General features: G+C 55.1%; 11 protein-coding genes, 1 tRNA gene and 1 pseudogene. 6 read left to right on the top strand and 7 right to left on the bottom strand.

Going from position 1 to position 12,725, the window contains the following annotated elements; genetic code table 11:
- Nucleotides 1–27: 27 nt before the first annotated feature.
- Both murJ and queF read right to left on the bottom strand, forming a co-directional pair.
- Nucleotides 28–1,791, bottom strand: a complete 1,764-nt coding sequence (gene murJ / locus ACUZ79_RS06005) for a murein biosynthesis integral membrane protein MurJ (protein ID WP_449250997.1) — start codon at nucleotides 1,789–1,791, stop codon at nucleotides 28–30.
- A 148-nt stretch (nucleotides 1,792–1,939) separates the two neighbouring features.
- Nucleotides 1,940–2,443 carry a preQ(1) synthase gene (gene queF / locus ACUZ79_RS06000; protein WP_192113672.1) on the bottom strand — a complete coding sequence of 168 codons (504 nt, stop codon included), beginning with the start codon at nucleotides 2,441–2,443 and terminating at the stop codon, nucleotides 1,940–1,942.
- 213 nt (nucleotides 2,444–2,656) lie between these two features.
- Between queF and ACUZ79_RS05995 the strand changes: the two genes are divergently transcribed.
- The 5 genes from ACUZ79_RS05995 (at nucleotide 2,657) to ACUZ79_RS05975 (ending at nucleotide 5,673) form a co-directional block, all read left to right on the top strand.
- Nucleotides 2,657–3,490: a MogA/MoaB family molybdenum cofactor biosynthesis protein gene (locus tag ACUZ79_RS05995; RefSeq protein WP_449250996.1), complete on the top strand. Its 834-nt coding sequence runs from the start codon at nucleotides 2,657–2,659 to the stop codon at nucleotides 3,488–3,490.
- A gap of 9 nt (nucleotides 3,491–3,499) precedes the next feature.
- Nucleotides 3,500–4,393 carry a UbiA-like polyprenyltransferase gene (locus ACUZ79_RS05990; RefSeq protein WP_449250995.1) on the top strand — a complete coding sequence of 298 codons (894 nt, stop codon included), beginning with the start codon at nucleotides 3,500–3,502 and terminating at the stop codon, nucleotides 4,391–4,393.
- A 10-nt stretch (nucleotides 4,394–4,403) separates the two neighbouring features.
- Nucleotides 4,404–4,997 (top strand): ribosome biogenesis factor YjgA, encoded by a 594-nt coding sequence (yjgA, locus tag ACUZ79_RS05985; protein ID WP_449250994.1) that lies wholly within the window; start codon nucleotides 4,404–4,406, stop codon nucleotides 4,995–4,997.
- A gap of 111 nt (nucleotides 4,998–5,108) precedes the next feature.
- Nucleotides 5,109–5,184, top strand: a tRNA-Thr gene (locus tag ACUZ79_RS05980).
- Between the two features lie 138 nt (nucleotides 5,185–5,322).
- The gene (locus ACUZ79_RS05975) at nucleotides 5,323–5,673 is read left to right on the top strand and encodes a hypothetical protein (protein WP_449250993.1); all 351 of its coding nucleotides are present in this window, start codon (nucleotides 5,323–5,325) and stop codon (nucleotides 5,671–5,673) included.
- A 6-nt stretch (nucleotides 5,674–5,679) separates the two neighbouring features.
- On the opposite strand, the gene ACUZ79_RS05970 is transcribed toward ACUZ79_RS05975, so the two are convergent.
- Nucleotides 5,680–6,915: an ISL3 family transposase gene (locus ACUZ79_RS05970; RefSeq protein WP_096152604.1), complete on the bottom strand. Its 1,236-nt coding sequence runs from the start codon at nucleotides 6,913–6,915 to the stop codon at nucleotides 5,680–5,682.
- 195 nt (nucleotides 6,916–7,110) lie between these two features.
- Between ACUZ79_RS05970 and ACUZ79_RS05965 the strand changes: the two genes are divergently transcribed.
- The gene (locus ACUZ79_RS05965; RefSeq protein ID WP_449250992.1) at nucleotides 7,111–8,166 is read left to right on the top strand and encodes a hypothetical protein; all 1,056 of its coding nucleotides are present in this window, start codon (nucleotides 7,111–7,113) and stop codon (nucleotides 8,164–8,166) included.
- A 478-nt stretch (nucleotides 8,167–8,644) separates the two neighbouring features.
- Here the strand turns inward: ACUZ79_RS05965 and ACUZ79_RS05960 are convergent, their stop codons facing one another.
- From ACUZ79_RS05960 to ACUZ79_RS05945, 4 genes and pseudogenes are all read right to left on the bottom strand, one after another.
- Nucleotides 8,645–9,220 (bottom strand): cobaltochelatase CobT-related protein, encoded by a 576-nt coding sequence (locus ACUZ79_RS05960; protein ID WP_449252168.1) that lies wholly within the window; start codon nucleotides 9,218–9,220, stop codon nucleotides 8,645–8,647.
- 108 nt (nucleotides 9,221–9,328) lie between these two features.
- A complete protein-coding gene (locus ACUZ79_RS05955; RefSeq protein WP_449250991.1) occupies nucleotides 9,329–10,267 on the bottom strand; it encodes a hypothetical protein in 939 nt (312 codons plus the stop codon).
- A gap of 4 nt (nucleotides 10,268–10,271) precedes the next feature.
- Nucleotides 10,272–11,306: a DUF3150 domain-containing protein gene (locus tag ACUZ79_RS05950; protein ID WP_449250990.1), complete on the bottom strand. Its 1,035-nt coding sequence runs from the start codon at nucleotides 11,304–11,306 to the stop codon at nucleotides 10,272–10,274.
- Between the two features lie 369 nt (nucleotides 11,307–11,675).
- A pseudogene (locus ACUZ79_RS05945) lies at nucleotides 11,676–12,650 on the bottom strand (AAA family ATPase); the annotation flags it as partial.
- Between the last annotated feature and the right edge of the window lie 75 nt (nucleotides 12,651–12,725).

Raw genomic sequence — 12,725 nt, 5'->3', positions numbered from 1 at the left:
TGCCGCGAGAGCCACGCTCCGCGCTCCTTACTGTTGGTGTGGTCTGCCATGCAGACGGTGCGCCAGTGCGCGGGCAGCCGCAAGGGCATCAGCATCGCGCAAAACAAACAGACAAACAGCCCAGGCTGTTGCGCCGCCAGTAATGGCAAGGGCAAGCCCCAGCCAGATGCCGCGCCCGTGCAACAGCTCCAGCATTTGCCACGCGGCAAGGGCCGTGGCCGCAGCAGCGGCACATTGACGCAGTACAGCACCCGCCGAAGGCAGACATGCGCTGGCGGATGCCGCGCCAGCGGAACTTCTTTTCAGCGCCCTGCCCAGAATACACAACAAAAAGCCGCACTGCAGCCACAAGCCAAGGCTTACGGCCAGTGCCGGAGCCATGACGCCAAGGCTGCCCGAAAGACTATGGACCAGTGCGGCCCCGACCGCAAGCGTAGCAACCACGGCCCATACAGCGCTGACCGCCGTGCGCCGCACCTCGCCCAGCGCGTTGCAGGCCGCCAGCAGGGAGCGGTTGACGGCAAAGGCGGGCAGGCCCGGCAAATAGGCCCACAGGGCAAGACCCGTTTCATAGGCTGCGTTGTCGCCAAAGGCTCCGTGCCGCAGCAGACCTTCCACCAAGCGCGGCCCCACGGCCCACAATCCTGTGGCGGCTGGCAGGCTCAACAGCAGGGTCAAACGCAGGGCCGTACGTAGCTGATCCGAAAAAAGCGAAAATTCTCTGGCAACGGCAAGGCGGCTCAAAGTGGGCAGACTTGCCATGCCCAGGCACACGCCCACCAGTCCAAGGGGCAGTTCAAGCAGCCGTTCGGCATAGTAGAGAGCAGCCACCTGCCCCCGGCCAAGGCTGGATGCCAGAGACATGGCGGCCAGCATGGCAAGCTGCGGTGCGGAGGCCCCAAGCAGGCCCGCAGGCAGACGGCCAATGCAGTTCCAGGCGAGAGATGCCGCGCGCCTGCGCAGTGTGGATGCATCCCTGCTCTCGCTATCCTGCGCGGTATCCGGCCCTTGGGCAGGCCCGGCATTATGCAGCGGCAACAAACGCCGCACGGCCAGCCACTGCGCCAGCCACTGTGCGACACCGCCGCAAAGCATGCCCACGGCCAGAGCCGGGGCCGCAGGCAGCAGGCCCAGAGCAGCCGCCCCTGCAAAACACAGAATAACAATATTGAACAGGGCAGGAGAAACAGCGGGCAACCAGAACACGCCAAGGCTGTGCAAAAGGGCCATGCCCAGAGCCGCCATGCCCGCTGCCAGCGTATAGGGCAGGCAGATACGCAGCAGGTATATGGCCTCCTGCCGTTCCGGCCCATAAAAACCGGGAGCCAGAATATCAGTAAGCCATGGGGTGGCCACCAGCCCAAACACTGTGAGCAGGGTCAGCACAAGGCCAAGCCTCACGGCCAGAGCGCGGGCCAGCAGGCGCATGCTGCGGCTGCGCTCCCCCTCCAATCCATTGTCGAGCGATGCGCCCCTGCGCTCCAGATGCACAAGGCTTGCCGTCAGGGTCATGGAAAGCGAGCCTTCGCCCAGCATGCGGCGCAGCACATGGGGCAGTCGCATGGCAGCCACCAGTGCATCAGCGGCAGCGCCGCCGCCCACAAGCCAGGCCATGCTCATATCGCGCAAAAGGCCAAGCACTCGTGAAACAAGGGCAAAGCCGCCCAAAAGGGCCGCCGTGCGTGCAATGCCGCCAGAATGCCCGGGGCCGTGCTCGGCAGGGCCGGAAGCGCAAGACGAGGAGGATTTACCACCGTTGCCATGCGCGCAGCCGCTTTCAGAAGCGATCATTATTCCTCGTTTCAGCCATGCAAAAAAAATCAGGGCAGCGCGCCGGTCAAAACACGTGAACAGCAAACTGCCTGCACCAAAAATTTTCCACTCCCGGCGACTTTGCCTTGCTAACAAAACAAAGCCGCCGGGAGCAAACAAGCCACAACTACGGGCGGTGCGGATCGGGTTCAGACTTCCACGCAGCCACAGCTTCGCGCACAAGGCGGTTCTGCTCTTCGGGCATGGTGTCCTTGAAAGTTTCGGCAAACACGTGGATGCGCGTGCCGCCGCGCGGCGCAAACAGGCCCTTGACCCGGCACCAGCAGGGATTGAGCAGAGTGCGCAGGTCTTCCAGCACATTGTTGGTGATGGTTTCCATAAACGACTGGTGATTGCGGAAGGCGAACATATAGAGCTTGAAGCTCTTGGATTCCACGCACAGCTCATCGGGAATGTACTCCACCGTGATGGTGCCGCAGTCGGGCTGGCCGGTCACGGGGCAGAGCGAGGTAAATTCGGGAAAGCTGATGCTGATCACATACGGGCGCTGGGGAAAGCAGTTGGGAAAGGCCTCCAGCAGGGCTACGCTGGGGCCGCCCTCCGGGGACTGAAGGCGGCCTGTGCCTAGAACCTTCAGGTCCTGGGTCTGATCCTGGCTGCGGGTACTCATGGGGATACTCCTTAAAATACACGGAAATGACGCTGCCGTGCAGCGTTGGGGGGCCGCCTGAGCGGCGGACGCGGCATGCGCAGACGAAAGGCCTCGCTGGCTGCGCATGCGCAGGCGCGTATCGGACTTGTAACCCATTGCGCTTGCGGCTACAATAATCTATTGCCCACTCCAATCCGATACCATCCATCGGCCAGTTCCCCGGAGCAACGTATGAACATCCTGCTGCACGTACACGCCTGCAAGCGGGGCCAATGTCTGCCCCTGCTGCCTGTTGCCGCCACGGATACCGATTTTTGCCGCAGTCACGGCCTCATGACGCCCGAGCCGTGGGCAATGCCCCACCTCCGGGTGGGCACATGCTTTTGCGGGGCCTGCGGCACAGCCCTGCTCAAAGTCACGGGGCGCGCATGGATGCCCCTGCCGCCAAACGTGGCAAACCCGGGCGGCAACGGAGAGGAACCGTGGCAGGCAAGCCACGCGGTGCAATGCCTGCTGTTGACTGCCCTGACGGATCTGCCCGAAGGCCCGCTGGAAGTAACCGCCAGAAAAACCGGCTACAGCCTTGCCTGGATAACCCTGTCGGACAAAGGCGCGCGGGGCCAGCGGCTGGATTTGAGCGGCCCCGCCATTGCCGAAATGGTCGGCTCCGCCATGCCGCTGAGTCACAGCCAGGGATTTTTGCTGCCGGATGAAGCCACGCAACTGCGCGCCCTGCTGACGGAGCTTGCCCTGAGCCAGGGTTTTGACCTTATATGCACCACCGGCGGCACCGGGCTTTCGGCGCGTGATATTACGCCGCAAACCACTGCCGCCCTGCTCGATATGCCCTTGCCGGGCTTTACTCAGGCCATGCTGGCCGCCAGCCTTGCCAAAACGCCCCACGCGGTTATTTCGCGCGCGGCTGCGGGCGCGCTGGGGCAAAGCATCATCATCAACCTGCCGGGCAGCCGCAAGGCCGTTGTGGAAAACCTTGCCGCCGTACTGCCCGCCCTGCCCCACGCCCTTGCCAAATTGCAGGGCGACCCCGCCGATTGCGGCGGTTAAGGAGAACACATGGGCTTTTTTCCGCATTCCGGCATGAGGCTTTCCACGCCTTTTGGCCAGTTTGGCGACATTTGCCGGATGATCAAGATTGAGCATTCCATTTTTGCGCTGCCCTACGCCTGGGCAGGAGCGGTATTGGCAGCACGCGGCTTGCCCTCTGCGCGCAGCCTGATTTTTCTGACCATCGGCATGATCGCGGCGCGCTCATTCGCCATGGCCTTCAACCGGCTGGCCGATCTGCCCTTTGACCGCGACAACCCGCGCACACAGGGCCGCCCCCTGGTCACGGGCGTTATCAGCAAGGGGCAGACATGGGCCTTCTGCGCGCTCATGGCAATTATCTTTATTGCCTCCTGCGCGGCGCTGAACACTGTCTGCCTGTGGCTTTCCGTGCCTGCGTTGCTGTTTGCGGCCATCTACAGCATGCTCAAGCGCTTTACGGCCCTGTGCCACTTCTGGCTGGGCGCGACCCTGGGTCTTGCCCCGCTTGCTGGCTGGCTCTCGGTCAATCCCGCGAGCCTTGGCCTTGCGCCTGTGCTGCTGTTCTGGGCTGTCACATTCTGGGTAGCTGCGTTTGACATCTATTATGCGTTTCAGGACATGGATTTTGACGTGGCCTTTGAGCTGCATTCCGTGCCTGCTTCTTTTGGGCCGGACACTGCCCTGACGCTGGCCGCGTTCTCGCATGCCATGACGTCCATCTTTCTGTTGCTGGCGGGTTTTGCCGCCGGGCTTTCCTGGCCATGGTACGTGGTGTGGTTCGGCATCAGCGTTATGCTGCTTGTGGAGCACAGACTCATGAAGCCGCAGGATCTGCGCCATGTGAACACGGCCTTTTTTACCATCAATGGCATCATTTCGCCGGTCGTGCTGGCTGGCGTGTTGCTGGGCATCTATATCTGACGGAGAGGCAATGCCGCGCAAAAAACAGTACCAATGGAAATCCAGCGATGAGGCGGAAGGCTTTGACTTGCCGCCCAGCCGCTCTGAAAAAAAACGCCAGAGCCTTGCCCTGCAAAACATGGGCGAAGAACTGACGCGCCTTGGCCCGCAGGAAGTCAAAAACCTTGACCTGCCCACAGACCTCAGGGAAGCGCTGCAACTATACGCGCGCATAGGCGACCACGAAGGTCGCCGCCGCCAGATGCAGTTTATTGGCCGCGTCATGCGCGAGATCGACCCCGCGCCCATCCGCGCCATGCTGGATGCCCGACGCGAGGTTTCAGCGGCAGCCACCGCAGCCCTTCATCAGGCAGAGCAGTGGCGCGACCGCCTGCTGAGCGCTGACCAAGGCGAACTTGCGGGCCTGGTGGAAACCCTGCTGACCGCAAGGGCACTGCCGGAGCAGGACACAGAAGTGCCGGAGGGCGCAGGCAAGGCCGCTCTGCCAAGTCAGGAGGAGCTCCTGACCATGACCCTTGCCGCCCGCAAGGAAGCTGCGGAGAACACCTCCCCGCAGGCCCGGCGCGCGCTTTTTCGCGCCATCCACGGCATGCTGAAAGCGTAATCCCGGTGATTTTGGCCTCCTAACATTGTGCTTTTTCATAAAAATAAAAAAATTGCGCAAGAATGCTTGACGATCACCTACGGTTAGGATAGAAGCTTTCTTCGTTGCTACGCCCTTGTAGCTCAGTCGGTAGAGTGCATCCTTGGTAAGGATGAGGTCAGCAGTTCAATCCTGCTCAAGGGCTCCAGAAATTACAGAGGCTTACGGATACTATCCGTAAGCCTCTTTTCATTGCTACGATTTTAGCCCCGCAATAGCCCCGCTTTTTTTCGGTTTGGAGTCGTGATACACGAATACGTACTATTACCCCAAAAATGAGGCGGCCATGAAAAGTCTCCGAAAAAAGTCAAAGCTCAAAAAAAGTACAAGGAAACATCCTCATCTTTTTAAGCCTTCGGCTTCAGATCAAATTGAACTGCGAAAATCTCCACAAGGAATATCAAACACAAAAAGAGGCGAACCTCTTAGCACCGAAGGGATCGCCCCATCCAGCGACCATTCCTCGCCCAGCGACGGGCAAAAACGGGAGAAATTGAAAGAACTAATTGGCCGCGCAAGCTCCCTAGGGAAAAACTCGTGCTACACTTTTGACGAAGCCATAGAAAAAATTGCAAAAAAACTTGATGACGCTGAAGAGTCTTCCATTTTTTGGTTCTTCCGGGTTTTCCGTGGGTAACCCCTGTCAGGAACTGGCCGGGTAGAGGTTTAGACCGCCACAGAAGAAGTAGATGGCTGTCTTGAAATGCTCCCGGTTCCTATAACCGCAAGCCTTCCTCTTGATGGCCATGATCTTGCTGTTGAGGCCCTCGGCCACGCCGTTGGTGATCCTGTGGCGGCAGAAGGTCAGGATGTTCTCAAGATGTCTCTGAATCAGTCCGCCCACTTTGCGCATTGGGGCAAGATCTGACCTGTTCACCCAGACCAGCCATCGCTTCACAAAACGTCTGGCCCATCCCGTGCTCAGGTACTTCCAGACGTCGTTCAGGCTTTCCTTCATGGCCCAGGCCTTGGCCACCTTGAGGTTCGCTGTCTTCAAGGCCTCCAGGGCTGGCCGGTGTTTGTCCGGCAGATTCTCCTCCCGGTATAGCCAGAGGAATTTCGTGCCCTTGAGTCGATGGTCATCCTGACTTGTGAGTTCGCGGTGCTCTTGCTTGCGTACCCGGTCCACAGCCTCGCCTACGTGTTTCATGACGTGGAACCGATCGTGAACGATTTTCCCCGCCGCGTCCGGCACATGTTTGAGCGTAGCTTTAAAATAGGGCTCCCACATGTCCATGGCCACGGCCTTGATCCGCTCCAACTGCGCCTTGGTGAACTGAAGGTAGTACCCCTCAAGGCTTTCGGCCTTACGCTCGTCGGCCACATACTCCACCGTGCTGCCGATCAGATCACAAACCACGGTCACATAGTCGTGCCCCTTGCGGAATGCCTTCTCGTCAACGCCAAGATACCGCGAGGGATTCGATTGCTTGCGCTCCCGGCCCCGGCGCACCGCCCTTTCCATGACACCCCATGCTTCGTCCCAGGTGATGCGCAGGATGCGCCGCGCTCCTGTTACGGTGGCGCACTCGGTCAGCACGTCGATGATCAATCGCTCCATCAATATGGTGAAACGTGCCTTGGACTCGGCCCAAGGCACGTTGACCTGAAGGACGCCATGCTCGGGGCAGTCCACTCGGGGAATCCGAGCATGCAGGAACGTCTTGAACTGGCACGTGTCCAGATGGCGCCAGACACGAGGCTCGGCATGGTCGCGGCAAGCCAGCTCTCGACCACAAGTAGGGCAAAACCAGCGAACACCAGGACCATGCTCCACGCGGATGTCTACCCGACCTTCCGCCGTGTCCAGTTCAACAGCCTCAACAAACCAGGGCTCGGTCAGCCCGAGAATCCGAAAATATAGGTCCGTATCCTTCATTGGTGCCCTCCGGGAAGGACATTAGCAGATCAGCTACCCACGGAAAACCCGGAAGAGCCCATTTTTTCAAAAAAACTTAAATACAGCCCAGCTCTTGCAATTTTTTTCAAATTATTCATTTGCAAATTGTTTTTTCAGGGAAAAGTTGATTGTGGAATAATTAATAGTGAAGGCGTGATATCTCCATTATGGGATATGAATATTTGCTATGAAAATTTTCATAAAAGAATAAACAACATTGCTAATACCCCTCTTGAAGCGATATCAATTTTTCATAAAAGGAATGATGAACATGAAGACATTGAAGATATATTTAAAGAATTTTTACAACATTTGAGTATCAATAAAAAAAACGATCATGGAATTCTTTTTTCCCTTACTGGCAAAGACAATCCTGTCACTCTGGGAGAACGCATGTCGGTTGTCAGTGGAGAAAATTGCGTTACCCATCCCGTTCGAATTGCCGAGCATGGTCCAGATAGGCATGCACAACTCACCGTGTTATCTGGGGAAAAAACATTATTTTACTGTAAAAATTGTAAAAATAAAATCATTGAACTTCCCCTATCAATGGATTTTTGTATATCGTTCAGTCCTCTTTTGGACACCCATGACCCCAGCATACTTAACCTCAACGAAACGTTACCTAAAAATTTTTCTACATTAATTGGAATGGCTGGTGGGATTTTTTTGCTTTTTTTGGCATCGCATGGCATAGTTGAAACCAAACTTTTTTCTATAGAGAAACGAAGGACAGTGTTCGAATGCTATGATGATTTTGTTGTCGCGAAGTATCGTGACACACTGCAATACTTTAACAGATTTTTATTGTTACAAAAAAAGTCATTTGATTTATTTTTAGATAGTTTCAACATCGATCATATTGAAAATTATTATACAAATCCTTCATGTCCGTTTATATTTAAATCTAAAACTAATCCTAAAACAAGTAAGACATCTATAGTTAATTATAAAATTGATATTTTGCAAAAAATTTTTTCCTCTGACGATATAAACAAAAACGATGATGACCGTGCCATAATTGAAGCAGAACTTCGCAGGGTACGCGAAAATCTCAGCATGATACATTTCTATAAAGAGTATTCAGAAACAATTCTTAAAAAGGACAATGATACACCTGCTAAATTTTGGGAACGCTTTAAATATAGAATAAAAATCATTATGAAGAAAAAAGAAATTCATGATTATAAAGTTGAAAAATTTTCCCATGACAAATCAAAAGATGAATAACATTCTTTATGAAAAAATATTATTTACAAAATCCATGTAACAATAATCTTGATGTGTACTTGCGATTCTACTGAATGCAACTATTGAACAAATAGTGTCTTGAATACTAATACTGTAACCATCAATGACTCTTTATATCGTCTTCCAATTGACAGATATTGCACCTTGGAAAATGCATCAGGCGACAACAACTAACAATTATCCATCGGAAATAGTCTCTGTTCTGCTGTTCTCTTTTCCAATAACATGATTACAGGAGGTAGAAATTCTCCTACCCCCTACCTATTCAGCCGCAGTACGAATTAATCATCCCAGTTATCTTTTATGGCCTGAAGTACAGCGATAACAACAGGTATCCAGTTCAGGTAATTCATTTACCCTCCCTTCATTTAGCAGCGCTGGATGCGCCGCTTTTTGTTAAGTAAGAAGAACCGAAATATTCCCGTTCGACTCCAAGGGCTGAAATCAAGGGGAACCATCATACGGCACCACCTTTAAGCAAGGCTACCTGCAGCAGGGCAAACATGGCAGGCACTATATCTGGCAGATCGTTGACCACCCGGCTTGTGTGTGGCAGCAGGTGCGTGATGTGTTCATCCCGTATGCCAAGGCCATAAATTTCAAAACCAAGTTTCTGCGCCACCCCTATGGCATTGTTTGCAGCGAACGGGTTGTCCGGCATGCCGTCAGTGATAACCAGAATCATCTTGCGTTGTTCGTTGAGAGGCAGCATGGTTTGCAAAACCCACCACAAAGCCCCAGCCAAGGGTGTCCCGCCAGAAGCCCGAATGTCGAACAGATCTGACACCGCTTGCCCATGCCGCATGATGGGGAATACAGAGTTTGTGACCGTCGTAGCGGGGAAAACCGTAACCGCCGGGTTCACGCCACGAATATGGCTCAGCGCTGTTGCCACGGCATAGCAGGCCCGATTTGCAAGATTAATCGGTGCGCCAGCCATGCTGCCGCTTACATCCAGCAGGATATGAACAGCGGTGTTAACGCCTTGATGCTCTGACTCTTTTTGGAAAACACGAACATTGCCAACCTGCAGACGGTGTAGCGAATTGGCATGCAGATTCCCTCTACGCCCGATGCTGCAACGCCTTTGCGTTTGCGCCTGCAGAAAGCCCTGTAGGCGAGTACGCAGCGCAATGCTGGCCTAAAGGGCTTGCCGCTTCTGCTCTGCTGGCAAGGGGGTTGCATGTCGGGTGCCTTCCACGGCCACGGTCAGTGCGTCACCAGCGGATTCTGCGCTGCTATTGGCAAGTTCAATCGACATGATTTCGCCGAGTTGTTGGGGGAGATCCTGCGCCTCTGCATGAAACAAGGCCTTGAGCGGTAAAGCACTCAGCAGTTGGACCGGTCCAGATTGCTGGTTGATTTGTATGGCAGAATCGTTGGCTTCCCCTGTTGCCCTTGGTGTGGCTCCCTGACCATTATTATTCGTGCCTTCGCTGGTTGCAGTTGGCTGAGGTGGTTCCCACTGCCTGACGCATATGGCAATTTGTCGAGCATATTCGACTGCTGCCGCTGTATCCGGGCAATGGATGTAAACCTTGACCAAAATGGCATCCAAAGCATCTTTCAAGCTGGGGAAGTGCTGCTCCATGATGCTTGCCGCGTGTTGGCGTGCCGGGGTCACCTCATCCACATCCCAGGCTCGCACGGTCAACAGCACATAGTCCAAAACAGCAAGGGCCGGGGAATCATCCCCGGCCCTTGGCTGTGCCTGCTCTACAAAGAATCGTCGTATCAGCCAGTTCAGGTTTCTCCGGCAGCCCGGGAAAATGCCAGACAGCTCCTTTTCAACACGCCAATCTTCAAGACAGTTGAACAAATTGAAGGTCACTGGATCAAGGTTTGCAGCTTTCAGCACGCCAAAATCTGTGTGCCGTATATGGGCAGCCTCATGGTCTGTGAACCCCTTGGCCAGAGCCAATAATTCCGGCACACAATCAATGGGCAACGATGGCAGATGGATAACTTTACCGTTGGTGCAGGCTTCCTTGCCGCCAATACGTACCTGCACACCATAGCGGTCGCCAAGGATGGACGCCAGCAGGGGCAGACAGTTGAGAACGTCTTTTGTGCGTATCATGGCATCACCACAGGCCCAGACTGGGTATGGCAGGATGCGGTAATGCGCTGTCTGCCACAGGAATTTCAGGTAGAATGGGTTCGTCGTCATCCCCTTCAATTGCACCGTTTACATGCATACCGTTGCCATCCGGTACTGGCATAGTGCACGGACCGGCCAGCAGCGCATCCAGCACAAAGGCCGGGCCGTAGCCCTCAATAACTTTCTGAGCATGTCCCACAAGAGCCGTATTGTCCTTGAGCAGGCAGACCAGCCCTTGCAACAGCAGCAGGTCTGTACCGGTGATGTTTCCCTTCTTGGGCATACGCAGCAGTGCAGCCTGCACAATGTCAGCCACCGGGGCCACATGCGGCTCTACGAAAGACAAGCCCGTGAGCTTGGCATGCAGGGTACGCAGCGGAGAGAGCGCCTTGTGGGTTACCTCCGTCTTGCCGTGATAAACCCTGCGCCATATATCGTCTGCAGACTTGGCCACCTCATCAAACAGGGTGCCGCCCAGGCCCTGCACCTCTTCCGCCAGCCCGGCTTCCAGCACCGCGGTGTTGTCTGTGTGCTGTTCAAGCGGGGCCACCTTGTACAGCTGCCAGCGAAAATCCATACGGGCGCGTACATAGTCAGGCCCCACAAGGGAGTTACGAATGATTTCGCCCCACTGATGATGTTTTTCAATCCAGGCTTGCACATTCTGGTCGTAACCAGCCAGGAAAGATTCCTTTTCCTTCTGGAAGTCGTTGCGGATGCTGCAAAGCTCCTGCACGATTTCGCCGGCCTTTTCTTCGGGGATGGCCCAGCCGGACATAAACCGTACACCTTGCCGGTCAAGGTAGTTGAAGGCGCGGGCCTTGAGTGTACCGAATATTTTGAGGTTTTCCGGGTCGGCAATGCGCTTGGAACCAAGGGATGCCAGGTCTTCAGGCGGCAGTTCTGCACCCCCTAGGTCTTCCTGGCTCATTTTGCGCCGGGCTGACCACAAGCTGACGTTGAGGTTGAGGGCCAGCAAATTGTCCAAAATGCGGATGTCAGAAACAAGTTGTGTCATAGTAGCCTCCTAGATCGAACTTTTTGTTGTATTGAGGGAGTAGCCTTCAGTGAGTTTCTTTGCTGCGCGGGCTTCAAGTTCCATCACGGTATTCTTGCCTTCACAGTTTTCGGCGGGAATAAAATGCTGCTGGCCAACGGTGTCCGGCTTGCCCCACTTCAGCGTGAGCCCAACAGGGCTGGCCTCGCCGATCCAGAATTTGCCGTCCTGCTTTTTGCCAGACTGGTTGTGGAATACCTGAAGGTGTACGCAGGGTTTGGCTACGCTAGATGTGTGATGCAGATGGCCGCGCATGAAGCGTAGGGCTTGCTCACCGTGCAGGATTTCCGCTTCAGACGTTTTTGTTTTGGGGGTCTCATCTTCCATCTGCTGCGGGAACATACGTTGAGCCAGCTCGTGCAACATGGCGCGGGTTTCACGGCTGGCTCGGAAGCCCAGCGCCCGGTCGAGGGCGTAGGTGACAGGCTGTACGCCCTGATGGGCCAGCGGCTGAAAGCGAACGGTCAGATCACCCCATCGCAGCAAACTGCGAGTGGAGAATGTAACTTCAATGGCGTTGGTCAGATTGCTGGTGGAAGCCTCGCCCATGAACAGCTTGCGGACCTCATTGGCATAGTCCACCATGGTGGCGCACAGCGATTGGGGCAGCGAAGGGAAGCGCCGGGCAAGCAGGCTTTTTTCCACATCGGTAGATGGGTAGCCAACTTCGCAGATTGTGAAGCGGTCCAGCCATGCAAGGTTCTGCCGTTGGGTGCCCTGATAAAGGCCGGTGTCATCGCCACCGCCATTGGTGTTGGCCGTGGCAACCAGACGGAACATGGGGTGTGGCGCAATCAGCTCGCCGCCGTTTTCCGCTATGCACAGGGGGGAGCCGTCCAATACGCTATTCAGGCCTGCTGCTATTTCTGGCGAGGTTAGGTCGATTTCGTTCAGCAAAATTATCGCCCCATAACGCATGGCAAGCGCAAGCGGGCCGTACTCGAAGGTCATGTTGTTATTTTTGACTGTCAGGTGACCAACCAGGTCGGCAAATTCCAGCCGCCCGTGTCCGGTAACCTCAAAGATGGGATAGTTAAGTCTAGCAGCCAGCTGCTTGATGCAGCTGGTTTTGCCGCAACCAGTGGGGCCGAAGACGTACAACGGTTCCTGTGGGTTAAGAAACCAGACCACAACATCGCGGCTGGACTCATGGAAAATATAGTCGTGGTCAATGGCCGGGGTGTAGGCCGAAGGAACGGTGTAGCCCCTGACCTGAGTGCCAGAAGGCTTGCCACTGAAAACCTGCCCGGCATCAAGGTCGGTGGATTTCAGGTTACTAAGTCCTTCGATCAAATTTGTGTTCATAATTGCTGCTCCTTAGATGCAGAAAAAGCCCGGCTCCTTTTAAGGGAACCGGGCTCTTCGAAATATGTTATCAGT

This window comes from Desulfovibrio faecalis (assembly GCF_053570625.1).
The sequence above is the reverse complement of the archived record's forward strand: the minus strand, read 5'-3'. Positions and strand labels throughout refer to the sequence as shown.

Bases quoted from the DNA above. Each gene is read 5' to 3' on its own strand.
- murJ (WP_449250997.1), bottom strand. From the start codon at position 1,791: ATGATCGCTTCTGAAAGCGGCTGCGCGCATGGCAACGGTGGTAAATCC.
- ACUZ79_RS05990 (WP_449250995.1), top strand. From the start codon at position 3,500: ATGGGCTTTTTTCCGCATTCCGGCATGAGGCTTTCCACGCCTTTTGGC.
- ACUZ79_RS05950 (WP_449250990.1), bottom strand. From the start codon at position 11,306: ATGACACAACTTGTTTCTGACATCCGCATTTTGGACAATTTGCTGGCC.
- ACUZ79_RS05965 (WP_449250992.1), top strand. From the start codon at position 7,111: ATGAATATTTGCTATGAAAATTTTCATAAAAGAATAAACAACATTGCT.
- ACUZ79_RS05975 (WP_449250993.1), top strand. From the start codon at position 5,323: ATGAAAAGTCTCCGAAAAAAGTCAAAGCTCAAAAAAAGTACAAGGAAA.
- yjgA (WP_449250994.1), top strand. From the start codon at position 4,404: ATGCCGCGCAAAAAACAGTACCAATGGAAATCCAGCGATGAGGCGGAA.
- ACUZ79_RS05970 (WP_096152604.1), bottom strand. From the start codon at position 6,915: ATGAAGGATACGGACCTATATTTTCGGATTCTCGGGCTGACCGAGCCC.
- queF (WP_192113672.1), bottom strand. From the start codon at position 2,443: ATGAGTACCCGCAGCCAGGATCAGACCCAGGACCTGAAGGTTCTAGGC.
- ACUZ79_RS05995 (WP_449250996.1), top strand. From the start codon at position 2,657: ATGAACATCCTGCTGCACGTACACGCCTGCAAGCGGGGCCAATGTCTG.
- ACUZ79_RS05955 (WP_449250991.1), bottom strand. From the start codon at position 10,267: ATGATACGCACAAAAGACGTTCTCAACTGTCTGCCCCTGCTGGCGTCC.